Source organism: Paenibacillus curdlanolyticus YK9 (assembly GCF_000179615.1).
In the GTDB taxonomy this organism is placed as follows: domain Bacteria; phylum Bacillota; class Bacilli; order Paenibacillales; family Paenibacillaceae; genus Paenibacillus_T; species Paenibacillus_T curdlanolyticus.
In genome coordinates this window covers 124,801-147,740 of record NZ_AEDD01000012.1, presented here as the reverse complement: position 1 = coordinate 147,740, position 22,940 = coordinate 124,801, and the positions used below count along the sequence as shown (strand labels likewise).

Sequence of the window (22,940 nt, the reverse complement as noted above, 5' to 3'; positions counted from 1 at the left end):
ATGGAGGTTTTATTGTTCGTTGGCGGCATCATTTTAATTGCTATAGTGATGGGCAGTCTATCGAATCGAAACAAGCAGCAAGGCCGTGGAAGAGGACTCGGCAGAGGGTTCCCCCAGGAGCTTCCGCCGGCAGCGTTAGGGCTGCCTGTGGGTCATCCTGCGCGCAGTGCGGCTGAACGTTTGGAAGCAGCGCTGGATGAGGGCTTCGAATCGCGGGTGCACGATCGCGTGCTTCAAGCGCGCCCTGCAGTGGCAGCCGCGGAGTGGCAGTGGACGTGGTTTGAGCTTAAACGGTTTTTCTTGATGTGCGCATTGCTGCGGAATGTGCCGATGTACAGCAACAAGGTCGATGAGGTCTGGCATGAAATGCTTATGTTTACGCGGGAATACGAAACGTTCTGCCAACGGTTTTGCGGCGTTTACATTCATCATGCGCCGCATGCTCCGGGGGAGAATAAGCCGGATGCTGGCGGCAGGGCATGGTTCGATTGGGTTTATGCGGAGCTATTCGGTATGTCGCCGGCCAGCGGTAAGCTGTGGGGCTCCTTTTATCGGCATCCGTTAAAGGAGAGTCAATTGGCAGAGCTGGAGTCCAGCGACGAGCAAACGCTTCGAGAGTCGTTATTCCGGCGCGATACAGCGGCGGTTCATAGCGATCTGGATGCGACGATCACTGCTTTGATCGCAGCGGCGAAGCAGCAGGTGGCGGGCGCTCGCGCACGGCAATCGTCCTCGGGGCGTAGCGCAAGCAGGACGGACGATTCGCTCATCGGCATGGCAGGGGGCGGGTTGCTGCTGTATTATTCCGTTTTGGAGCCGAACCATCTCTCGCAGCGCGTAGACGAATCGCTTCAGGAAGAGCATAGGCGCAACGCCTCCGGGGGCGCCCATACGAATCAATGCTCGACAGGCAGCGATTCTGGCGGCAGCTCGAACCATCATCATCATAACCACCACCATGGAGATGACGGCGGATCCTCTTCCTCCTGCGGAGGCGGAGGCAATAGCTCTTGCAGCAGCGGCTCGTCCTGCGGGTCCTCTTGCGGGTCCTCCTGCGGCGGCGGTGGAGATTAGCTTGTCCAGTGGCTGAAATCCGCATGAATTAACGCTTTTTTGCGAGTGGACAGCTGAGGATGCAACGTGCCTTTTACAATGCTATAATAAACGGGGTATTTACCCAAGGCATAATCAGGGAGGCAGCACAGCATGAGCAAATTGGTCATTTGCGACCATCCGTTGATCCAGCATAAGCTCACCTTTATCCGCGACAAAAACACGAATACGAAGGACTTTCGGGAGCTCGTCGACGAAGTCGGCACCTTGATGGCCTATGAAATTACGCGAAACGTAAAGCTTGAAACGGTGCAGGTGGAAACGCCTGTTCAAGTGACGGAATCGAAGGTCGTATCCGGCCGCATGCTGGGGCTAATCCCGATTTTGCGCGCGGGTCTTGGCATGGTGGACGGGATGCTGAAGCTGATTCCGGCTGCCAAGGTTGGCCATATCGGCTTGTTCCGCGACCCGCAGACGCTCCAGCCTGTCGAGTATTATATTAATCTGCCTACGGATGCGACGAACCGTCTGCTCATTGTCATCGACCCGATGCTGGCAACGGGCGGCTCCGCCATTGCGGCAATCGATTCGCTGAAGAAGCGGGGCTGCGAGCAGATCAAGATGATGTGCCTGATCGCTGCTCCAGAGGGCGTAGACGCGCTTCAGAAAGCGCATCCCGATGTCGATATTTATACCGCGGCGCTCGATGAGAAGCTGAATGACCATGGCTATATCGTGCCAGGTCTTGGCGATGCGGGCGACCGAATGTTTGGCACCCATTAATTTTGATTTTATTTGCAAGCATGCTAAGGGAGATGAAGATTCGTTTTGTCTAAATTAAAAGTAATGACCATATTCGGCGTTCGGCCGGAAGCGATTAAGATGGCGCCCCTCATTTTGGAACTGCAGCGCCACCCTGAACAAATTGAGTCGATTGTTTGCGTAACGGCGCAGCATCGCCAGATGCTCGATCAGGTGCTTGAAGTGTTCAACATCCAGCCTGATTATGATCTGGACGTGATGAAGGACCGCCAGACGCTGAACGAGATTACGATTCGCGTTCTGCAAGGCTTGGAGCCGGTTCTCCGCGAAGCGAAGCCGGACATCGTGCTCGTGCATGGCGACACGCTGACGACGTTCCTCGCGAGCTATGCGGCGTTCCTGCAGCAGATTCAAGTGGGACATGTAGAGGCGGGCCTGCGGACATGGAACAAGCTCTCGCCATATCCGGAAGAGATGAACCGCCAGCTGACGGGCGTGCTCGCGGACGTTCATTTTGCCCCAACGCAATGGTCGGCAGGCAATCTGCGCAAGGAGAACAAGGCGGAGGAACGCATTTACGTAACGGGCAACACCGTGACGGACGTGTTCCAATACACGGTTAAAAAGGACTTCACGCATCCCGTGCTCGATTGGGCGGAGGGCAAGCGCCTCGTGCTTATGACAGCCCATCGCCGCGAATCGCAGGGCGAGCCGCATCGCAACATTTTCAATGCGGTACGCCGCATTGCAGACGAGTTCGAGGATATTGCGATCGTTTATCCGGTGCACCCGAGCCCGGCGGTCAAGGAGCCTGCACAGGAGATTCTCGGCGACCATCCGCGCATCAAGCTGATCGATCCGCTCGACGTGGTCGATTTGCATAACTTCTACCCGCATACCCACCTGATTCTGACGGATTCGGGCGGCTTGCAGGAGGAAGCGCCATCCTACGGTGTGCCTGTTCTTGTCCTGCGTGACACGACGGAGCGTCCGGAAGGTGTAGAAGCGGGCACGCTGGAGCTCGTGGGAACAGAGGAAGCGGCTGTTTATGAGCGGACGAGAGCGCTGCTTAGCGATTCCGAGCTGTATGACCGGATGAGCAAATCGGCCAATCCGTATGGCGATGGACAAGCATCTGTTCGCATCGTGCAAGGGCTGCTGCACCATTTTGGAAAAGCGGACAACCGTCCGGAGTCGTTCACACAACGTTCATAGTTTTGAGGCGGAAGCGGGTCATTGCTAGAAGACTACAGCATACAGTTGTACTGTACGGTTTGAAAATCCGGAAATCCTTGCTGCATAAGGGTTTTCGGAGCACCGTTCACTAAATGTTTGAATTTATATGAATTGACAGAACGGTGGGCGCTTCGCTAAAATAAATGAGAGTTTTGGAGTGATTCCCAATGAATCCGTCCAATGAAAAACCACCTTCGGAAAATAATCGAAACGCGCGGGACAGTGGCCTTGGGGACAATCCTTGGCGCGCAATGGGGCTGGTCGGCACCGTAGGGGCTGACCTTGCCGTATGTTTAGGGGTAGGCGTTTGGCTCGGTTCCAAAGCGGATGCCGCACAAGGCACGAACTATTGGTACTTGGTCGGACTGCTTGCAGGCCTTGGCGTCGGCGTCGTGACGATTTATTTTCTAATACGGGTGTTCACGGGGGGCAGAGGATCTTGATCGACAACTTGTCGGCCTACCTGAAAACCGTTACACGATTGACGTTCTTTTTTTTGTCCGTTTGCTGTGTGTGTTGGGCTGTTTTTCCGGCGCAGCAAGCATGGTGGGGCGGTCTTGTCATTGGAACAATCGCAAGCTTGGTGAATGCGCTTCACCTGGGCTGGAAAGTGATCCGTATCGGGGAAAACGCGGCGGCGGGCGGGAACAGGCGTTCAACGCTTGGCTACGTCACACGCGCCTGTATCGGGGTACTCGCGGCAGTTATCGCGACAAGAACGTTCGATTTCCGTATTGAGGCAGTTGCCGCTGGATTAATTGTCGCCCAATTGGCAACACTCTTACTGGGATTTTGGACCATACGCAAGCGGGAGCGTACGCAATCCCTCGATGAAAGGGGTGAAAACAACTAATGGATCATATTTTTCCTGTCGTTCACAAATGGGGAATTGAATTTGACCTCGCGGCCATCTTCATGATCATTGTCACCAGCATCATCGTGCTCGTGCTGGCGCTCGTATCCGTGCGCGGTATGTCGGTGGATAAGCCTACCAAGATGCAGAATTTCCTGGAATGGGTTATCGAATTTGTTATCAACATTATTGGTACGACGATGGACTTCAAGAAGGGCAAACCGTATTTGATTCTGGGTCTTTCCCTGATCATGTATATCTTTGTCGGCAACATGCTCGGACTGCCGTTCGGCATTGCGACGGAAGTGCATCATGGCGCAACGATTTTCGGCATGGAGCTGGACTTGGGAGGCGAGAGCGAAGCTCACGTCGCTTGGTGGAAATCGCCTACGGCTGACGTAGCGGTTACGGCTGCATTGACGGTTATCGTTATCCTGCTCACGCACATCGAAGGTATGCGTCGCAACACGAAGCATTACTTCAAACACTACTTCGAGCCGTATGTTCCTTTCCTGCCATTGAACCTGATCAAGGAAGTGTCCAAGCCGCTGTCGCTTGCGCTTCGTCTCTACGGTAATATCTTTGCCGGCGAGGTTATGATCGGCGTTATCGTAAGCGGTCTGGGATGGGTCGGGATTATCCCGCTCGTCGTATGGCAAGGCTTCAGCGTATTCGTCGGCGCGATTCAAGCTTTCGTCTTCGTCATGTTGACGATGGTTTACATGTCGCAATCGATCGTACACGAAGAGAAGCATTAATCCGTATTCCACGGATGCTCGCAACAGGGTTATTTTCGGAAGTACAGGAACAACGGCCTGTCTTGCAGGCCTCAATACATTCAAACATATTTAAGGAGGATTTTTCTAATGGGAGCTTTAGCATTGGTTGCAGCAGCAATCGTATTCGGTTTGGGCGCACTTGGCGCAGGTATTGGTAACGGTCTGATCGTAGGTCGCACGGTTGAGGGTATCTCCCGTCAGCCTGAGCTCCGCGGTACGCTTCAAACGACGATGTTCATCGGTGTCGCGCTCGTCGAGGCACTTCCAGTTATCACGCTCGTCTTGGCATTCATGTTCCAAGGCAAAGCTTAATAACCGTATAAACGGGAATGGCGGGGAGTGCCTTAGCCTCCGCGCCTTCCTTATGTTCGACAGGAAAGTCCGGTTCATCCGCAAGATGCAATACGGGCTTTCCTCCTAAACAATGAATGATCCGTGTACGCACGTGTAATACCGATTGCTAAAGAAGGGAGTGACGCCCAGTGCATATCACTTGGTCCACGTTTTTCATCCAATTAGCGGCGTTTCTGATTCTCTTCCTGCTGTTGAAGCGTTACGCGTTCGGTCCTCTGCTTGGCATTATGGAGCAGCGTAAAGAGCTGATCCAAGGCCAGCTTGACAATGCAGAGAATAGCCGCAACCAAGCAGCGCAGCACCTGGAAGAACAGAAACAAGCACTTCAACAAGCGCGTAAAGAAGCTTATGACATCATCGAGCAGGCGAAAGCGACGAGCTCCAAACAAGCGGACGACATCATCGTTACCGCGAAGACGGAAGCGTCCCGCCTGAAAGACGATGCGGTTAAAGATATCGAGAGCGAGAAAAACAAAGCAATTGCAGCGCTTCGCGGCGAAGTCGGCGGCATGTCCGTTAAAATCGCTTCGAAGATCATCGAGAAACAAATCGATGAGAAGTCGCAAGAGCAGCTCGTTAACCAATACCTGAAAGAGGTAGGAAGCAAATGAGCCGCGATGTCGTAGTAGCGAAGCGCTACGCCAAAGCTTTGTTTGATATTGCACAGCAGCAGCAGGTTGTCGCAGAAGTCGAAGACCAGCTGAAGCTGATCGTACAGGCGATCACGAGCGATTCGGACGTTCAGAAGTTTCTGGCGCTTCCATCGGTCGACGCCGCTCGCAAGAGCGAACTGCTCCGCAGCGTGTTTGCGGATCGGGTTTCATACATCGTACTGAATACGCTGGAGCTGCTCCTCGCGAACGGCCGTCAAAATGTCGTCAGCGACGTTTACGGCGCTTACGTGAAAATCGCGGGCGAGGCGCTCGGTCAAGCACGAGCGACTGTATATACGGCGCAAGCGCTTAGCGAAGAGGAACTCGGCAACGTAGCCGCGCAATTCAGCGGATTGACTGGCAAGAAAATTACGGCGGAGCAAGTGGTTGAACCAGCTTTGCTCGGCGGTATTCAAGTTCGCATCGGCGACCGTCTGTATGATGGCAGCTTGGCGGGCAAATTGGATCGTTTGCAAAAATCGTTGAACAAACGAGCACTGTAGATAGGGGTGAGCGAATTGAGTATCAGACCTGATGAAATCAGCACATTGCTGAAGCAACAGATCGAACAATATAAATCCGAAATTCAAGTGGTTGACGTTGGTACGGTAATTTCCGTCGGTGACGGTATCGCCCGCGTTCACGGCCTTGAGAATGCGATGCAAGGTGAGCTCTTGGAGTTCTCCAACGGCGTAATCGGCATGGCACTCAACCTCGAGGAAAGCAATGTCGGTGTCGTAATCATGGGCCAATACAAAGGCATCCGTGAAGGCGACCAAGTAAAACGCACTGGCCGCATCATGGAAGTACCTGTAGGCGAAGCGCTGCTCGGCCGCGTTGTTAACGCACTGGGCGAGCCAGTTGACGGCAACGGTCCGATCAACACGACGGCTACGCGTCCAATCGAATCGCCAGCTCCGGGCGTTATGGCCCGTAAATCGGTATTCGAGCCAATGCAAACCGGTATCAAAGCAATTGACGCGATGATCCCAGTCGGCCGCGGCCAACGGGAATTGATCATCGGCGACCGTCAAACGGGTAAAACGCAAATCGCGATCGACACGATTGTTAACCAAAAAGGCAACGGCGTTATCTGTATCTACGTTGCAATCGGCCAAAAACAATCGACGGTTCGTACCGTTGTTGAATCGTTGCGTAAACAAGGCGCTTTGGATTACACGATCGTCGTAACGGCGAGCGCATCCGAGCCGTCCCCGCTCTTGTACATCGCGCCTTACACGGGTTGCTCGATGGGCGAGTACTTCATGTACAACGGCAAGCACGTTCTCGTTGTTTATGATGACCTGTCCAAACAAGCGGCTGCATACCGTGAGCTTTCGCTCTTGCTCCGCCGTCCTCCAGGTCGGGAAGCATACCCAGGTGACGTATTCTACCTGCATTCCCGTCTTCTTGAGCGCGCAGCTAAGCTGAACGACGAATTGGGTGGCGGTTCCTTGACTGCTCTTCCATTCATCGAGACGCAAGCAGGCGATATCTCTGCCTATATTCCTACGAACGTAATCTCGATTACGGACGGACAGATCTTCCTCGAGTCCGACCTGTTCTACTCCGGCCAGCGTCCTGCGGTTAACGTAGGTAACTCTGTATCCCGTGTAGGTAGCTCGGCTCAAATCAAAGCGATGAAAAAAGTTGCGGGCACGCTCAAAACTGACCTTGCTCAGTACCGTGAACTCGCAGCATTCGCCGCTTTCGGCTCCGACCTTGATAAAGTAACGCAATCCCGTCTGAACCGCGGCGAGCGCACGCTTGAAATTCTGAAGCAAGGGATCAATGCTCCGCTTGCTGTAGAACGTCAAGTCGTTGCAATCTACGCTGTTACGCGCGGACATGTTGACGATATTCCTGTACAGGACGTACGTCGCTTCGAAGCAGAATTCCTTGCTTACGTGGATGCAAACAAGCCAGAAATCTTCGCTTCCATCCGCGACACGAAGGATTTGACTTCCGACAACGAGAAGGCGCTTGTTGATGCGATCAACGCATTCAAGAAAAGCTTTGCAGCGTCGGTATAAACCATTTCTTCACAATAACGCGGAATAGAACCAGGCATGGCGAAATTTCGATTTCGCCCCCTGTCCGGTAATAAGGTGGTGACAACGAATGGCTAAAGGTATGCGCGAAATCAAGCGTTCGATCAAGAGCACGCAGAATACGAAACAGATTACGAAGGCAATGGAGATGGTATCATCCGCAAAGCTCAAAAGAGCCCAGGATGCTGCACTAGCATCACGTCCATATACCGACAAAATCAAAGAAGTCGTAGCGAGCATTGCATCGGGCGGAGGCACGGTTAAGCATCCCATGCTGCAAAGCCGCGAAGTGAAGCGTTCGGCTTACTTGGTCGTCACTTCGGACCGCGGTCTGGCAGGTGGTTACAATGCCAACTTGCTTCGTAAAGTATGGACGACGATTCAGGAGAAGCATAAGTCTCCTGCTGAGTACGACCTTTTCGTCATCGGACGTAAAGGCCGCGATTACTTCAAGCGTCGCAACATTGCGATCGTTGAAGAAGTGATCGGGCTTTCCGACTCTCCGAGATTTGCTGACATCAAGACTTTGGCAGCAGCAGCTGTTCAAGGCTTCGAATCAGGCAAATATGACGAGCTTTATCTGGTGTACAACCAATTTATTAACGCAATCTCGCAAGTGCCTACCCTGAAGCAGCTGCTTCCATTGGATCAGTCGCAATTGACGGGTACAACGAGCGCGAGCTATGAATATGAGCCGTCACCTGAGAAGGTGCTCGACAATCTCCTTCCGAAATATGCAGAGACTGTTATTTACAGCGCTGTATTGGAAGGCAAAGCGAGTGAGCACGGCGCACGTATGACCGCGATGGGCAATGCAACGAAGAACGCGACGAAGATGATTGCAAGCTTGACGTTGACGTACAACCGTGCACGTCAGGCAGCAATTACACAGGAAATCGCGGAAATTGTTGGCGGAGCGAACGCGCAGCAATAAGGTTTCGTTCAATGCAGCCTCATAAGAGACTGGTTCCGCTCAAACAGCTGGAACGGTAATGAGGCTGCGAATGACAACAATAAGGAGGTACAGGAATGAGCAAGGGACGTGTAGTCCAGGTAATGGGTCCGGTTGTTGACATTGCGTTCGACAACGGCCATCTGCCTGAGATTCTTAATGCGATAAAGATTGAAAAGAAAGCTCAAAACCCGGGCGAAGTCGACATCAACCTGACGGTTGAAGTTGCAACTCACCTTGGCGACAACCTGGTTCGTTGCGTAGCAATGTCGACGACGGACGGATTGGTACGGGGGACGGAAGCGGTAGACCAAGGCGCTCCAATCACAGTACCAGTAGGTCCTGCAACGCTTGGCCGCGTATTCAACGTTCTTGGCGATCCAATCGACAACAACGGCGCGGTAGATCGTTCGATCGCGAACCCGATTCACCGTCAAGCTCCTGAATTCGAAGAGCTGTCGACGCAGCAAGAAATGCTGGAAACAGGTATCAAAGTTATCGACTTGATGGCTCCATACGCGAAGGGCGGTAAAATCGGCCTCTTCGGCGGTGCAGGCGTAGGTAAAACGGTAACGATGCAAGAATTGATCAACAACATCGCACAGGAGCACGGCGGTATCTCCGTATTCGCCGGCGTTGGTGAGCGTACTCGTGAAGGTAATGACCTTTACCACGAGATGAGCGACTCCGGCGTTATTGCAAAAACGGCGATGGTATTCGGTCAGATGAATGAGCCTCCAGGCGCGCGTCTTCGCGTAGCACTGACAGGCCTGACGATGGCAGAATATTTCCGTGACGTAGAAGGCCGCGACGTACTTCTGTTCGTCGATAACATCTTCCGCTTCACGCAAGCAGGTTCCGAAGTATCCGCATTGCTCGGCCGTATGCCGTCCGCGGTAGGTTACCAGCCTACGCTCGCAACGGAAATGGGTCAGCTGCAAGAGCGGATCACGTCGACGAAAAAAGGTTCCGTTACTTCCATTCAAGCAATCTACGTTCCTGCCGATGACTATACGGACCCGGCTCCAGCTACGGCGTTTGCTCACTTGGATGCAACGACAAACCTTGAGCGTAACATCGCAGCAATGGGTATCTTCCCGGCTGTTGACCCGCTTGCTTCGTCTTCGCGTATCCTGACGCCAGAAATTCTCGGTGAAGAGCACTACCAAGTTGCTCAATCCGTTAAGAAAATTTTGCAGCGTTACAAAGAGCTTCTTGATATCATCGCGATCCTCGGTATGGACGAGTTGTCTGAAGAAGACAAACTCACCGTTCTTCGTGCGCGTCGTATCCAGAACTTCTTGTCGCAGCCGCTCCACGTTGCTGAAGCGTTCAACGGCATTCCGGGCGTTTACGTACCGGTTAAAGAAACGGTTCGCAGCTTCAAAGAAATTCTCGAAGGTAAGCATGACAATCTTCCAGAACCAGCATTCCATAACGTCGGTACGATTGAAGATGCTGTGGCGAAAGCTAAAACGCTGTAAAGCGATAGGCGGGAGGATTCCACATGAGCACCCTTTTATTAGAGATTGTTACGCCTGAGCGTAAAGTGTACGCGCAGGAAGTCAATATGGTGAGCGTAAAGGGCGCGGACGGCGAGCTCGGCATTTTGCCGAATCACATTCCGCTCGTAACCCCTCTTCGGATCGCCCCGGTTGTCATCAAGAAGGACGGCGCTACGGAAACGTTGGCTGTCTCTGGCGGCTTCATCGAAATTCGCAAGGATAAAGTTGTTATCCTCGCGGAGAGCGCTGAGCTGGCTGGCGACATCGACCTTGCCCGTGCAGAAGCGTCGAAAGAGCGCGCAGAGCAGCGTCTCAGCGCGAAGCGCGACGAGGTTGACTATCGCCGTGCCGAGCTTGCCCTTCAACGTGCATTGAACCGGATTAGCATCAAAAAATAATCGGCTCTTACCGTATCGCGGTATTCCGATGAAAAGAAACACCGTCCTTAGGGGCGGTGTTTCTTTTTGGTTATATCTGTATTTGGACACTTCTGTGCTATAATGACGTACATAATTATCAGCAACAAAATAAAAGATGTATGTCGAGCGAGGTGTCCGTATGATTGATATCCACACGCATATTCTTCCTGGTATTGATGATGGAGCTAGTGATTGGGAGGAATCCTTGGCGCTTGCACGGGCAGCCGTTGCAGGGGGAATTACGACGGTCGTCGCGACACCGCATCATGCGGATGAACGCTATTACAACAAGGCAGTGGATGTAGTCGCGTTGACCGCACAGTTGAATGAACGGCTGCATGAAGCCGGCATTCCGCTGTCCGTTCGACATGGACAAGAAGTACGGTATCACAAGGAGCTGCTGGACAATTTGGAGCAAGGGGAGTTAGTGACGCTAGCAGGATCGCGTTATTTGCTGCTCGAGCTTCCTTCGGGTTCTGTGCCGGACGGCGTTCCTGAGCTGATCTATGAGTTGTCCCTTAAAGGGGTCATCCCCGTCATTGCTCATCCCGAGCGTAATCGCGAGCTGGCGGGCGATACGAACAAGCTGTTGCGTCTCATCGAGCTTGGCGCGTTGGCGCAGGTTACAGCTCACTCGCTGATTGGCTCATTCGGCAAAGGCATTGAACGAGCAGCTTGGATGATGTGCAGACAGGGACTCATCCATTTGGTTTCTTCAGACGCCCATCATTGCGATCGGAGAAGCTTCCGCTTGGAGGAAGCTTATGAGAAGGTCGCAGATAAGCTGGGTAGCCGTATTGCAACGGCATATAAGCGCAACGCTCAGCTGCTGGTCGATGATCAACCGATACCTTCTTTAGCTGTACCGGTTGTAGATGCAACAGGAGCGTGGGGTAAAATGAAACGGCTGTTTGGCAGAGGAGCTGCTGAATAAAGGGCGAACAGAATGAAACCGCAAGTCTCTCGATGAAGAGAGGCCTGCGGTTTTTTTGTGTTAGGAAGGAGCGTTCGCCCCCGTTGTGCCTAGCGCATGATCGTTCGCGTTAGAATCGGAGGCCGGGGGGCGAAACCCTCGCAATACGGCAATAGCAAGGAGCAGGCAGGGATATATCATGTTCATAACAACGTAGGAAAGCGTGTAAGTAGAGGTCATAGACCGGAATGCGGTCAAATCAGGTATCGACCAGAAAGAAAAACAAAGGATCAGCAGGCCGACAGGCATCACAATCGCGCGTATATTGGCGGTGCCGAACAATTGGGCAAAGCCGGCTGTGATAGCGAAATAGGTCATGCAGGTTCTCAAAAAAACATCCAGCACCCAAAATAGCATAAGTAAGGAATCCAAGTGCTCGATAAATTCGAATATCTCTACATAACGGCTAAGAATCATGAAGGGGTACATGTAGTTGGGTACCGCTTCGCCAAGTGTGCCGATGATATAGACGAAGGCGCTTAAGAAAGTAGCAGCCGTCCAAAGGGCAGCCATAAAGCCCCAATGAAAGAGACGCTTCGCATTCGAAACAAAGGGCAGAAAAAATGACATATAGGCATACATCGAAAACCAGGTCTGCAGCGCGAACGTGCCTTTGGCCACAGGAACAAACCCGTTTTCCATTATGGGAAGCAGTCGATTAAGATCAATCTCCTTCGTAAGCGGCAGGATGATCGCGAATACGATCAAAATAATAAGCGGCGTCAGCAGCATGGCAATCCGGCAGATGATTTCGACCCCGCAGCGAATGGCAATGGCTCCGATAAGCGTCATGCTTGCGGCAAAAAGGATGCCAGGCGTTTTAGTGAAATAATTTTGCGACATGAAGTCGAAAAACTGTCTGGTCTGGATGCCGTTGAGAATGAGCAGGTTAAACAGGAACAGCAGGCTGAGCGGCGTGCCTATGACTTTGCCGAGCAGGGTACGATTATACTGAATGATCGTTTGGCCGGGAAATAGCTTATGCAGGAAAATGATGATGAATATGAGCGGTATCCCAACAAGCGGCGAGAGAATGGCGGATAGCCACATGTCACGACCGGCAAGGTTGAAGATGAAAGAAGGTCCTGTGAGCATGGATGTAGATAATGTCGCCATAAAAAACAGGCAGGCTACCTGGGCGCTAGATATTTTACCTTGTTCCATTCGGTTGCACTCCTTGGTTGTTCGTTGCGGGCGGCTGCTTGTTGGACGCGGTCATCTTCCTGAGCAACGCCGCAACGTACAGGATGATTGGGATGACAAGATGGGCATAGCTATAAACGAAAATAAGCAGCTTTCCGATGTTCTCGTTAAAGGTGGAGATATCGGGTACGGACCAGAAGGACAGAATGACGATCCACAAGCCGATCGGCAAAATAAGCGGTTTGTAGGACGGCAGCTTGCATAATTGGGCTATGCCAGAAGCAGCAGCGTAGTACATGACAATCGTACGTATAAACACGTCAAGCACCCACATGATCATAATTAATGAATCCAAATGCGTCATGAAGCTCGCGATGACGACGTATCGGCTGAGCAGCAGGAATGGATAGGAAAACAGCTGGGTGGCGGCCCCGATCGACATGATCACGTAGAAGAACGTAATGATGAATGTGAGAGTTGCCCAGCAAACGGAGTACGATAACCATCGAGCAGCCTTGTTGATATTCGATACATAGGGCAAGAACATGGCGGAATAAATGAAAAGCGGAAACCAAATTTGCAGAATGGCAGCTCCTTTAACAACCGGCATAACCCCTTTATCCAGAAAAGGCAGCAATTGATCGGGCTCCATGCCCTGTATGAGCGGCAGCACGAGAATGACAACGATAACGACAATGATAGGCGTAAACAGCAGCGACAGCCTGCCTATAATCTCGACGCCAAGCCGAACGGCAATTGATCCGACGAGCACCATGGTGCAGGAGAATACGGCAGGAGGCGAAAGGGCCATGAAGGCAAGATTCATCAGCTCTGAAAACTGGCGAAGCTGATAGGCATTCATCAACAGGCATACGAGCAGAAAAGAGAGACTGGCCAGCTTGCCGAGCCATGGGCCGAGTATCGATTCGCTATATTGGACGAGCGTCTGGCCGGGATACTGCCGTTGGAGGAACATCGCAATATAAACGGTCAGGAAGCCGCCCAGGCAGCCTAACAATGGCGTAAGGTACATGTCGTTCTGAGAAATGCCGTAAACTAGCGCAGGCGAAGCCAGCGTGGCCGTAGCTTGAAGCGACAGATACATCATGCATGCCAGCTGGGCTGCGCTTATTTTGCCTTTCTCCATCATCCCCGCCGACCTCCTCTCTCATTATTTTGCAAACCTATTTCAAAAGCAGCTTAGCAGCCGGGGCGAAAATGGGCCGCAGCAAATCGGAAGGACCAGGCAGCTCCGGATAAAAAAGCAGCGTAACGGAGAGCGTGAAGCCGCAGCCGAACAGCACAAGATAGACCGCTTTGGTCCGAATGTCCTTCATGCTGCGCCAATCGTAGGCGACCATCGCAATTCCGGCAACGACCAGCGCAAACAAGCTGTTCAATGAGATATTCATGTCGCAGGCTTACCTCCTTCCAAGCCGCTGGCGGCTGGGCGCAATATTCGATGGCGGATAAGACCGACTCCAAGCAGCACTGCGGGAATGACAAGTCCAAAAAGCAAATAAAACAAAATCATTTGCGGCGAGGAAACAAAGTACGAATTCGATATGCCCCAATAGCTGAATAAGACGAGCAGCATGCCCAGAGGAATAACAACCGGCTTGTAATCGGGTAGATTAAGCCACTGGGCGAGTCCGAGGGATGTGCCGTATATGCCGAACGAAATTCGTATCACAATCTCGAGCGTCCAAATCATCATCACAATCGATTCGAGATGCTCGAAAAATTCAGTAAAGCTCACGAAACGCGCGATGACCATGAAGGGATAGGCGTAATTCGCTGTTGCGGAACCTAAGACCGCATATATGATCACGAAGGTGATGCACATCACCGAAGTAAACAGCGCAACGGACAGACAAGCCCAGCGAAGCATATGCCGTTTGTTTGCGACGTAGGGCAAGTAGTAGCTTGTGAACGTAAAGCCGGGCAGCCAAGACATCAGCTTGAACGCGCCGATTAAGGAAGGAGGGACTCCATCACCTAGAAAGGGCTGAAATTTGCTCATCTTCAGCTCAAAAATGCTTGGCATGTAGATCATCAGAATAAATGCTGCAATGAATGGAAGCAGCAGCATGGGAAGCCGGCCAACCATTTCGATACCGCCTCTGACGCATAACGCGCAGATGAGCGCCATACTGCTCGAAATGACGAAAGAAGGCGTTTTGAGCAGGAAGGTCAATTTTACAAAGTCAGTAAACTGGCGCAGAACGCTGCTCGTCGTATAGATGGTGAAGAAGAGGTAGAACCCGCCGACAAGCTTGCCGATTGGACGGCCGAGCAAGGTGACGGCATATTGAATCAGCGTTTCATTCGGGTGCAGCTGGTTAAGCTTCACTAGCATCCACATGACGAGAAAGCCCACGCTGGACGCCCATAAAGGAGACAGCCACATATCTTGGTGAGCCGCACCCGCGACGATCCCGGGGGCGGCTAGCAGGGATGTCGCCAAGACGGACATGAACGCAAGAATCGATAGCTGCGCTGCAGATATGCGTCCTTTTTCCATAAGCCGAAGTCTCCTCTCCGTGAGCAGAGCTGGCTAAGACTTCATCCAATCGCTTACTAACGGAGCTAGTAAGTGCTCGTACAATTGGAAAGGCCCAGGCAGCTCGGGTTTTAATGTGATGGCGACCGTTAATCCGTAGGTGAGGAAAATGATCGTAGCGAAAGTCGTTTTGGTTCGGAGATCCGGCAAAGAAGGCCATTCGAACCAACTGAATGCAACGATGCAGAATCCAAGAGCAAAAAGAAATAAAAAAGTCGTCATGGCTTCTCACTGCGCTGCAGCGCCGTATTTTTTCCTGTCAAGCCGTTGCGAGCAATGGTCAGCTTAATGTCATAAGTGACCGTAACCTCTGGGAAGCGCTCATCCCAGTTCGCTTTGGCTTTACGCCATTGCTTCGGGTAGTGGCGATGAAATTGCTCCGCGAAGCCGAGATAATCGGTTCTGTTTTGCTGAGCCTTGCGTACCGATTCGTCGATCCGTTTTTGCAGTGCAGCTTGGAAAATCTGTTGAAGCTTCTTAATGGTCGGTTCCTTGGTTACATCGATGCCGTCAGCCGTTTCATTCAAGTTGCCGATTGCTTTGATATGAACGTTGATCGACCACTTGCCGTTCTTGATGGATGGAACAAGATTCGAGCTCGCTTTAAAAATATAGACGGAAGCAAAATCGCCGCTTGGCGGGACTGGCGCAGTGATGGTTGCCGTTTTGATTTCGTTACGGAGCCACTGCAGCCCTCGCGTTTGCATGGTGTCTAGCTTGTCAGCTGCCTTCAAGTCCTTAAACGCGACCGTGCCGCCGATAAAAGGCACCATGGTCTTGTCGCGTTTTTTTACGACGACCATTGGAATAACCGCGGTGTGCGCTTCCTCTGACAGCTCTTCGACCGCTTGCAGCATCGTTATATTCAGACCGGATTGCAGGATCGCCATCTCGCGCAGCAACTCCGCCGTGTTGCGCTCTGTCGGCGTGCGCAGCTCGAGCACCTCTGTGGCCTCTCCTTCACTGACGAACAGGTTCGCGCGCTCGCGAGGGTGAGGATGGCGCGTGAGGAAGTCCATCGGTTCATTAATGCCTCGCTCGGCAAGCTTTTGTCCGAAGATGAAGACGTCGGCTTGTCCCCAGAACACTCGCCTTGATAATGTTTCTTGCAATCGCGCAGTCGCATCAGCGAGATTAAGCCCGATTGCTGACCGTACGATCGTTTGGTTGCTTCCTCCCGTGAAAGCGGAGGACGTGGGATCCGAAGTAGATGCGCTAGGTACGAAGATCTGAACGGATAGCTTGATTTTTCCATCATCCGCCAAGTCCATGCCTGCAGCAGTGACGATAGCTAAGTCGTTGATCTCCGTTCGGTCCCAGCAGCCAGTGAGCAGGACAGCAGACAGGAGCAGCGCAGGCGCAAGGCGGATGAAAGGAAACATGTCAGTAGTTCCTCCTTGATTTGTATAGATCAGCACGCGAGCGGATTCGGTTGAAGAAGGAACCGGTCAAATGCGGACGTGTTTTCATATGCCACCGGTTAGCCCGAATGAGCGTGTCCTTGAATTGGCTCGACTGGACCGGCGCGATCGGCGACAGATAAGGTACGCCGAATGAACGCAGCGTCATTAAGTGAAGCAGGATCACAAGTGCGGCCAGCACGATGCCGTAGAGTCCAAGAAAGCCCGCGCAGAGCATAATCGGAAACCGAATGAATCGAATGGCGATGCCAAGCGCGTAATTCGGAATGAGGAACGAGGACACGGCCGTGACGGCTACGACCATTACCATCGGCGATGAGACGATGCCAGCAGCGATGGCAGCTTGGCCGATCACGAGCGCGCCTACGATACTGACGGCAGAGCCGACTTGGCGAGGCAGCCGTATGCCCGCTTCGCGCAGCGCCTCGAAGGTGATTTCCATGAGCAGCGCCTCTACAAGCGCAGGGAACGGGATTTGCTCCCGCGATCTGGCGATGGTCAGCAATAGCGTCGTTGGAATCATTTCTTGGTGGTACGACAGCACGGCAACGTAAAGCGATGGGCCGAATACCGTGATGAACGAGAAAAGCATGCGCAGCCAGCGGATGAAGGTTGCGACAAGCGAACGCTGGTAAAAGTCCTCCGGCGATTGCATCATGCTCATGAGCAGCGCTGGAGCTATCAATGCTACCGGCGACCCGTCGGTAAACACGACGATTTTCCCTTCTAATAAGTGGGCAGTGACGACATCTGGACGTTCCGTCGACATGAGTTGGGGGAAGGGGGAAAAGGGATTGTCCTCCACCCATTCCTCAATATGCGAAGAGTCCATGAAACCATCGATATCGATAACAGATAAGCGCTGCTCCATTTCCTTGACCAGATTAGGGTCCGTGATGCCCTCGATATAGGCAATGACGGTTGCCGTTTTCGTATAGCGCCCGATATAAACGCTCTTCATCTTCATGGCAGGCGAATGAATTCTGCGGCGAAGCAGCGAAATATTGGTTTGAATGTTCTCGACGAAGCCCTCGCGAGGCCCGCGGACGACCGTCTCCGCCTGCGGCTCTTCAATCGAACGCAGCGTCAGATGCATAAGCGAGTAGACGAGCGCAGAGGTTTCGCCATTTATAAATAAGAGGACGTTGCCATAGCCGATTTTGTCAGTGGCGTCCTGCATGCTTGAGACCTCTAGCATGGAAGATAGGGTTACGCATTTCACGATCGCGCCCTTATCCGCTGCTCCGGATGTGCCAGTATGCTGAAGCGGGTTCAGAATATGAAGATCAATCTCTTTGGTATCACATAGGCCATCAAGATAGATGACAGCAACAGCCGGGCCCTCTCGTACATCAAACTCATGTATGATCACATCCGAGCAATCCGAGTAAATTTGGCGCATCACGTCGATATCGGCAGCAAGCTTGCCGGCAATCGGCTTAGCAAGCAGCTCGCGCTGGTGATCCAGCACCTGCTGGACGCTCGGCGTCGGCTGAGCTTGAATGCCATTGCCAGCAGGGGCAGACGGGGGAGCAGGGGCAGGAGCTGCTGCGCCTCCAGCTGTGCTGTTCGCAGCCCCTGTTGCGCTGTTCACCGTACTCCCCGCAGCCTGCTGAGTCTGGGCCTGCTCCCCCTGCGGGGGCTGCTGGCCTGGCGCCGGTTCGGAGGATCCAGGCGGGGCTCCGGTGTCCGGTTGCAGGCTTCGTTCGTCTTTTGGATTGGACATCGGGAGCACCCCTTTCCTGATTTGCGGTTATTTTGTTCATTTTTCCAGCTGAATAATCCATCGATTTGTATAAAATGCTAAATTCGTTCAGGAACGAACAATACGAAGGGAGTAGAGGACAACGTGGCAAACGAAACGATGACAGCAACGAAGGTAGGGAACAGCGGGGGCGTCATTGCAGCGCTCAATAGCCAGCTAGCGGATTGGAGCGTACTGTACGTGAAGCTTCATGATTATCATTGGCATGTGAAGGGGCCGAATTTCTATACGCTGCATGCGAAGTTCGAGGAGCTGTACACAGAGGCGGCGGCATTCGTCGACGAGGTGGCCGAACGCATCCTTGCGCTAGGCGGCAAGCCGACATCGACGATGAAGAAGTATCTGGAGCAGTCGGCCATAGCTGAAGCAGCGGGCAATGAGGATGCGACGGGCATGGTTCGCACGTTGGCCAGCGATTTGTCGGGCATAGCGGATCGGCTGCAGCAAGGGGTGGAGGCGGCAGAAGCGGCAAGCGATGGCCCGACCGCGGATTTGCTCGTTACGAAGCGCGAAGCGGTTCAGAAGCATTTGTGGATGCTGAAGGCTTTTCTTGGCTAACGCCAGCCAAAGCAGGAAGAGGGAGGGGCATCCCGTCCGCGCAAGCGGAACGGGGCATGCTCCTCCTTTTCGTAGGAGAGCTTGCTGAAGGAAGCTGCTTCTGCTTGCATAGAGCTTGCATAGATCGTCCGAGAGGCGAATAGGCATAACAGCATAAGGCGTCGCTTGGCTGCGGGCCGACGAAGGCGGCAGTAACGCTGCATAGCAGCGCTGCAACGGCAGCATAGACGCTTGTGGTAGCATTTGTTATAATTATGAGGTAAATTTGTCCAGTACATCGTGTTCGTAATGTTCCCTGCAAGGGCTAATGGAGGCGATTGGGTGAATCATGTTTTGAACCAGTATGTTGTCGTCGTGATCTTCCTGCTGCTTGGTATTTTGCTTCCGGCTGTTGCATTGACGGTAGGGCGCTTGCTCCGGCCGCATAAGCCGACTGAACCGAAGGAGATGACCTACGAGAGCGGCAACGAGCCGGTAGGAGAGGGACAAGTACGGTTTAATATCCGCTATTATCACTTCGCCCTCATGTTCGTCATCTTTGATGTGGAAACCGTTTTCTTATATCCTTGGGCCGTTGCTTACGGGAAGCTCGGCCTTTTTGCGCTGGTGGAGATGCTGATCTTCGCTGGCATGCTCGTTCTTGGACTTGCCTATGCCTGGAAAAAGAAGGTGCTGACATGGAATTCCGTTTAGACTGGATTTCGCAAGAAGAACGGTTGGAGCTGGAGCGCAATGTGTTTCTCGGCACATTGGAGCAGGTGAAAGCGTGGGCGCGCAGCAATTCCTTATGGCCGCTTACGTTCGGCCTTGCTTGCTGTGCGATTGAGATGATGGGAACGGGAGCTTCCCATTATGATTTGGATCGATTCGGGGTGATGTTCCGTACGTCTCCGCGCCAAGCGGATGTCATGATTGTAGCGGGCACTGTGACGAAAAAGATGGGGCCGCTTCTTCGCCGCCTATATGATCAAATGCCGGAGCCGAAGTGGGTCATTGCGATGGGCTCCTGCGCAACTGCTGGCGGCCCATATGTGAAATCGTATGCCGTGATTAAAGGAGTCGACCAGATCGTGCCGGTCGACGTGTATATTCCAGGCTGCCCGCCTAGCCCGGCGGCGCTGATCTATGGCATTAACAAGCTGCAGGAGAAAATCCGCTACGAAGCCAAAACCGGGAAGCAGGTGAATTAAAGGATGAACGAAGATACGCCAATCGAAAAGCCGAGGCGTCCAAGAGCGGACGCTTCGGCGGTGTCGGCTGAAGCTGACGGGCCTCCGGCCGAGCCCAAACCGGCCTCCCCGCTTCAGCCGCTGCTCGACGAGGCGGTAGCGCTTGTCCGCGAAGCGATAGGCGAGGAAGCGATTGAAGAGGCTTATGTGAATGAGCTGGGCTCAGAGGCGCCAACCCTTGTTGTCCGGCCGGAATATTTGCTGCGGACGGCGGAGCTGTTCAAGGAGCACGCGTCGCTTAGCTGTCGCTATCTGCGCAATGTGTCAGGCGTGGACTACGAGACGCATCTGGAAGTGGTTTATCATCTGGTTAATCTGGAAACGGGCGAGAATTACACGATCAAATCGCGTGCTGATCGCCAGGATCCGATCGTAGATTCCGTGACGCCCGTCTGGGAGACGGCCAATTGGAACGAACGCGAGATTTATGATCTGCTGGGCGTCCAATTTAAGGGGCATCCCGATATGCGCCGCATTATGATGCCGGATGACTGGGTGGGCTACCCCCTGCGCAAAGACTACGAGCCGTTAGATCCGGAGGTGTAGCGATGGGCGCCATTCGAACCGAAGAGCTGCTGTTGAACGTTGGTCCGCAGCATCCGAGCACGCACGGCGTGTTTCGCATTATTGTAAAGCTGGATGGCGAGGTCATTAAGGAAGCCATCCCTGTGATGGGCTATTTGCACCGCGGGACGGAGAAGCTTGCGGAGAATCTCAATTTTACGCAAATCATTCCCTATACCGATCGAATGGACTACGTGTCGGCGATGACGAACAACTACGTGCTCTGCCATGCGGTAGAGAAGATGATGGGCCTGGAGGTGCCGGAGCGGGCAGAGTTTCTGCGGTTGATCGTAATGGAACTTCAGCGCGTCGCCAGCCACCTCGTCTGGTGGGGAACGTATCTGCTCGACATCGGCGCGATGAGCCCGTTTTTGTATGCTTTCCGCGACAGGGAGACGATTGTCCAGCTGTTCAACGAGCTGTGCGGCGCTAGGCTGACTTACAACTATATGCGAGTCGGCGGGGTAAAATGGGATGCGCCGCCCGGCTGGCTGGATAAGGTGCGCGAGTTCATCCCTTACATGGAGCAGAAGCTCGAGGAGTATGACCGCCTCGTGTCAGGCAACGAAATATTTCTCGCGCGTATTCGCGGCGTCGGCCGTTATGATGCCGAAACAGCCATCAGCTTCGGCTTATCTGGCGCCAATCTTCGCTGCACCGGCGTGCAATGGGATCTGCGGCGCAAGGAGCCGTACAGCTTGTACGACCGGTTCGAATTTGACGTGCCCGTCGGCACAAACGGCGATTGTTATGACCGTTATGTGCTGCGATTAGAAGAAATCCGGCAGAGCCTGCGCATTCTGCGGCAGGCGTTGGAGCAGTTTCCTGAAGGCGGCGAGACGATGGGCAAGGTGCCGCGCGCCATTCGGCCGCCAGCGGGCGAAATTTACGTGAGCATCGAGTCGCCCCGCGGGGAGATCGGCTGCCATATCGTGTCCAAAGGCAAGGCGGAGCCCTATCGGCTCAAGTTCCGGCGGCCTTCGTTCGTGAACCTTCAAATTTTGCCGAAGCTGCTCGTCGGCGAAACGATGACGAACCTGATTACGATACTGGGCGGCATCGACATTGTCGTCGGGGAGGTCGACTGCTAATGGGCTCGCTGCTTGCTTCGCCTATGACCTGGAGCACAGCCTTGATCATCTTCCTCTGGGGCGTCGTGCTGATGCTCGCCGTGCTTGGTTTTGTAACGTATGCCATCTATTTCGAGCGCAAAGTCATCGGCTGGATGCAGTATCGAATCGGACCGAATCGGGTAGGCCCGCTCGGCCTTCTGCAGTCCGTTGCCGATATCTTGAAGCTGCTCATCAAGGAAGATACGATTCCTCGCAAAGCCGACCGGGCGCTGTTCATGTTCGCGCCAGTGCTGGCCTTCGTTCCTTCGTTTGCCGTGCTGGCCGTTATCCCGTACACGCAGAAGCTTTATTTCGCTGACCTTAACGTCGGGCTGCTCTATTATGTCGCGTTGTCCGGCATTTCCACGCTCGCGATCGTGCTTGGCGGCTGGGCGTCCAACAACAAGTACGCGCTGCTCGGCGGGATGCGCTCGGCTGCGCAAATGATCAGCTATGAGGTGCCGCTCGTCATCTCGGTGACGGGCGTTGTCATGATGAGCGGAACGCTCAATTTGCGGGGCATCGTAGACGGGCAATCCGGCGGCTGGTTCTGGGACTGGAACTTCCTGCCCCAGATTATCGGCTTCGCCGTCTTCATCGTAGCGGCGGTGTCGGAGCTGAATCGGACGCCGTTCGATCTGCCGGAGGCGGAATCGGAGCTGGTAGCAGGCTACCATGTCGAGTACAGCGGCTTCCGCTTCGCGTTCTTCATGCTGACGGAATATGTATACGTCTATGCGATTGCGGGGCTTGCGACGACGCTGTTTCTCGGCGGCTGGCATGCGCCAGCGCCATTTCTTGATTTTGTGCCGGGCATTATCTGGTTCGGGCTGAAGTTTGCGTTTATCGTTTTTTTCTTGTTCTGGCTGCGGGCGACATTGCCGCGTATCCGCGTCGATCAGCTGATGGGACTGGGCTGGAAGGTGCTGCTCCCGCTGTCGCTGGCCAATGTATTCGTCACGGCGGTGTTTATCGAGCTGTTTCAGCGCTAGCAA

Annotated in this window: 26 protein-coding genes; 20 read left to right on the top strand and 6 right to left on the bottom strand. The window is 53.4% G+C overall.

From position 1 onward, the window contains the following. From PAECUDRAFT_RS20610 to PAECUDRAFT_RS20545, 14 genes are all read left to right on the top strand, one after another. Complete coding sequence (locus tag PAECUDRAFT_RS20610; protein ID WP_006040083.1) at positions 1-1,074, top strand: glycine-rich domain-containing protein; 1,074 nt, start codon at positions 1-3, stop codon at positions 1,072-1,074. Between the two features lie 132 nt (positions 1,075-1,206). Continuing rightward, a complete protein-coding gene (gene upp / locus PAECUDRAFT_RS20605) occupies positions 1,207-1,836 on the top strand; it encodes a uracil phosphoribosyltransferase (protein ID WP_006040082.1) in 630 nt (209 codons plus the stop codon). A 45-nt stretch (positions 1,837-1,881) separates the two neighbouring features. Further along, the gene (gene wecB / locus PAECUDRAFT_RS20600) at positions 1,882-3,030 is read left to right on the top strand and encodes a non-hydrolyzing UDP-N-acetylglucosamine 2-epimerase (RefSeq protein ID WP_006040081.1); all 1,149 of its coding nucleotides are present in this window, start codon (positions 1,882-1,884) and stop codon (positions 3,028-3,030) included. 188 nt (positions 3,031-3,218) lie between these two features. Beyond that, positions 3,219-3,494 carry an AtpZ/AtpI family protein gene (locus PAECUDRAFT_RS20595; RefSeq protein WP_006040080.1) on the top strand — a complete coding sequence of 92 codons (276 nt, stop codon included), beginning with the start codon at positions 3,219-3,221 and terminating at the stop codon, positions 3,492-3,494. Next, positions 3,491-3,904, top strand: coding sequence for an ATP synthase subunit I (locus PAECUDRAFT_RS20590; RefSeq protein ID WP_006040079.1), 414 nt, complete (start codon positions 3,491-3,493; stop codon positions 3,902-3,904). Before PAECUDRAFT_RS20595 ends, PAECUDRAFT_RS20590 begins: the two co-directional genes overlap by 4 nt. After that, positions 3,904-4,662 carry a F0F1 ATP synthase subunit A gene (gene atpB / locus PAECUDRAFT_RS20585; protein ID WP_006040078.1) on the top strand — a complete coding sequence of 253 codons (759 nt, stop codon included), beginning with the start codon at positions 3,904-3,906 and terminating at the stop codon, positions 4,660-4,662. The genes PAECUDRAFT_RS20590 and atpB overlap by 1 nt, the downstream gene beginning before the upstream one ends. Positions 4,663-4,770: 108 nt before the next feature. Continuing rightward, complete coding sequence (atpE, locus tag PAECUDRAFT_RS20580; protein ID WP_006040077.1) at positions 4,771-4,995, top strand: F0F1 ATP synthase subunit C; 225 nt, start codon at positions 4,771-4,773, stop codon at positions 4,993-4,995. A gap of 170 nt (positions 4,996-5,165) precedes the next feature. Continuing rightward, the gene (atpF, locus tag PAECUDRAFT_RS20575; RefSeq protein WP_006040076.1) at positions 5,166-5,648 is read left to right on the top strand and encodes a F0F1 ATP synthase subunit B; all 483 of its coding nucleotides are present in this window, start codon (positions 5,166-5,168) and stop codon (positions 5,646-5,648) included. Then, the gene (locus PAECUDRAFT_RS20570; protein WP_006040075.1) at positions 5,645-6,193 is read left to right on the top strand and encodes a F0F1 ATP synthase subunit delta; all 549 of its coding nucleotides are present in this window, start codon (positions 5,645-5,647) and stop codon (positions 6,191-6,193) included. The genes atpF and PAECUDRAFT_RS20570 overlap by 4 nt, the downstream gene beginning before the upstream one ends. Before the next feature lie 15 nt (positions 6,194-6,208). Further along, complete coding sequence (gene atpA, locus PAECUDRAFT_RS20565; protein ID WP_006040074.1) at positions 6,209-7,723, top strand: F0F1 ATP synthase subunit alpha; 1,515 nt, start codon at positions 6,209-6,211, stop codon at positions 7,721-7,723. An 88-nt stretch (positions 7,724-7,811) separates the two neighbouring features. After that, positions 7,812-8,675 (top strand): ATP synthase F1 subunit gamma, encoded by an 864-nt coding sequence (atpG, locus tag PAECUDRAFT_RS20560; RefSeq protein WP_006040073.1) that lies wholly within the window; start codon positions 7,812-7,814, stop codon positions 8,673-8,675. A 95-nt stretch (positions 8,676-8,770) separates the two neighbouring features. Then, a complete protein-coding gene (atpD, locus tag PAECUDRAFT_RS20555; RefSeq protein WP_006040072.1) occupies positions 8,771-10,177 on the top strand; it encodes a F0F1 ATP synthase subunit beta in 1,407 nt (468 codons plus the stop codon). 23 nt (positions 10,178-10,200) lie between these two features. Then, positions 10,201-10,596 carry a F0F1 ATP synthase subunit epsilon gene (locus tag PAECUDRAFT_RS20550; RefSeq protein WP_006040071.1) on the top strand — a complete coding sequence of 132 codons (396 nt, stop codon included), beginning with the start codon at positions 10,201-10,203 and terminating at the stop codon, positions 10,594-10,596. A 160-nt stretch (positions 10,597-10,756) separates the two neighbouring features. Further along, on the top strand, positions 10,757-11,551 hold the full coding sequence (locus PAECUDRAFT_RS20545; RefSeq protein WP_006040070.1) for a tyrosine-protein phosphatase: 795 nt from the start codon (positions 10,757-10,759) through the stop codon (positions 11,549-11,551). 60 nt (positions 11,552-11,611) lie between these two features. On the opposite strand, the gene PAECUDRAFT_RS20540 is transcribed toward PAECUDRAFT_RS20545, so the two are convergent. The 6 genes from PAECUDRAFT_RS20540 to PAECUDRAFT_RS20515 all read right to left on the bottom strand — a co-directional run bounded on the left by PAECUDRAFT_RS20540 (position 11,612) and on the right by PAECUDRAFT_RS20515 (position 18,443). Next, positions 11,612-12,754, bottom strand: a complete 1,143-nt coding sequence (locus PAECUDRAFT_RS20540) for a GerAB/ArcD/ProY family transporter (protein WP_006040069.1) — start codon at positions 12,752-12,754, stop codon at positions 11,612-11,614. Next, positions 12,741-13,883 (bottom strand): GerAB/ArcD/ProY family transporter, encoded by a 1,143-nt coding sequence (locus PAECUDRAFT_RS20535; RefSeq protein ID WP_006040068.1) that lies wholly within the window; start codon positions 13,881-13,883, stop codon positions 12,741-12,743. The genes PAECUDRAFT_RS20540 and PAECUDRAFT_RS20535 overlap by 14 nt, the downstream gene beginning before the upstream one ends. Before the next feature lie 34 nt (positions 13,884-13,917). Beyond that, positions 13,918-14,145: a hypothetical protein gene (locus PAECUDRAFT_RS20530; protein WP_006040067.1), complete on the bottom strand. Its 228-nt coding sequence runs from the start codon at positions 14,143-14,145 to the stop codon at positions 13,918-13,920. Beyond that, entirely contained in the window at positions 14,142-15,257 is a 1,116-nt protein-coding gene (locus PAECUDRAFT_RS20525) for a GerAB/ArcD/ProY family transporter (protein WP_006040066.1), read from the bottom strand. The genes PAECUDRAFT_RS20530 and PAECUDRAFT_RS20525 overlap by 4 nt, the downstream gene beginning before the upstream one ends. A 257-nt stretch (positions 15,258-15,514) precedes the next feature. Continuing rightward, on the bottom strand, positions 15,515-16,678 hold the full coding sequence (locus PAECUDRAFT_RS20520; protein WP_006040064.1) for a Ger(x)C family spore germination protein: 1,164 nt from the start codon (positions 16,676-16,678) through the stop codon (positions 15,515-15,517). A 1-nt stretch (position 16,679) separates the two neighbouring features. Next, the gene (locus PAECUDRAFT_RS20515; protein WP_006040063.1) at positions 16,680-18,443 is read right to left on the bottom strand and encodes a spore germination protein; all 1,764 of its coding nucleotides are present in this window, start codon (positions 18,441-18,443) and stop codon (positions 16,680-16,682) included. Between the two features lie 123 nt (positions 18,444-18,566). On the opposite strand from PAECUDRAFT_RS20515, the gene PAECUDRAFT_RS20510 reads away from it, so the two are divergent. The 6 genes from PAECUDRAFT_RS20510 (at position 18,567) to nuoH (ending at position 22,937) form a co-directional block, all read left to right on the top strand. Beyond that, positions 18,567-19,040, top strand: a complete 474-nt coding sequence (locus PAECUDRAFT_RS20510; RefSeq protein WP_006040062.1) for a Dps family protein — start codon at positions 18,567-18,569, stop codon at positions 19,038-19,040. Between the two features lie 321 nt (positions 19,041-19,361). Next, the gene (locus tag PAECUDRAFT_RS20505) at positions 19,362-19,733 is read left to right on the top strand and encodes an NADH-quinone oxidoreductase subunit A (protein ID WP_006040061.1); all 372 of its coding nucleotides are present in this window, start codon (positions 19,362-19,364) and stop codon (positions 19,731-19,733) included. Beyond that, entirely contained in the window at positions 19,718-20,230 is a 513-nt protein-coding gene (locus PAECUDRAFT_RS20500) for a NuoB/complex I 20 kDa subunit family protein (protein WP_006040060.1), read from the top strand. The genes PAECUDRAFT_RS20505 and PAECUDRAFT_RS20500 overlap by 16 nt, the downstream gene beginning before the upstream one ends. A gap of 3 nt (positions 20,231-20,233) precedes the next feature. After that, on the top strand, positions 20,234-20,815 hold the full coding sequence (locus tag PAECUDRAFT_RS20495) for an NADH-quinone oxidoreductase subunit C (RefSeq protein WP_006040059.1): 582 nt from the start codon (positions 20,234-20,236) through the stop codon (positions 20,813-20,815). A 2-nt stretch (positions 20,816-20,817) separates the two neighbouring features. Beyond that, positions 20,818-21,924, top strand: a complete 1,107-nt coding sequence (locus PAECUDRAFT_RS20490) for an NADH-quinone oxidoreductase subunit D (RefSeq protein ID WP_006040058.1) — start codon at positions 20,818-20,820, stop codon at positions 21,922-21,924. Continuing rightward, entirely contained in the window at positions 21,924-22,937 is a 1,014-nt protein-coding gene (gene nuoH / locus PAECUDRAFT_RS20485) for an NADH-quinone oxidoreductase subunit NuoH (RefSeq protein WP_006040057.1), read from the top strand. Before PAECUDRAFT_RS20490 ends, nuoH begins: the two co-directional genes overlap by 1 nt. The last annotated feature ends 3 nt before the right edge of the window (positions 22,938-22,940 follow it).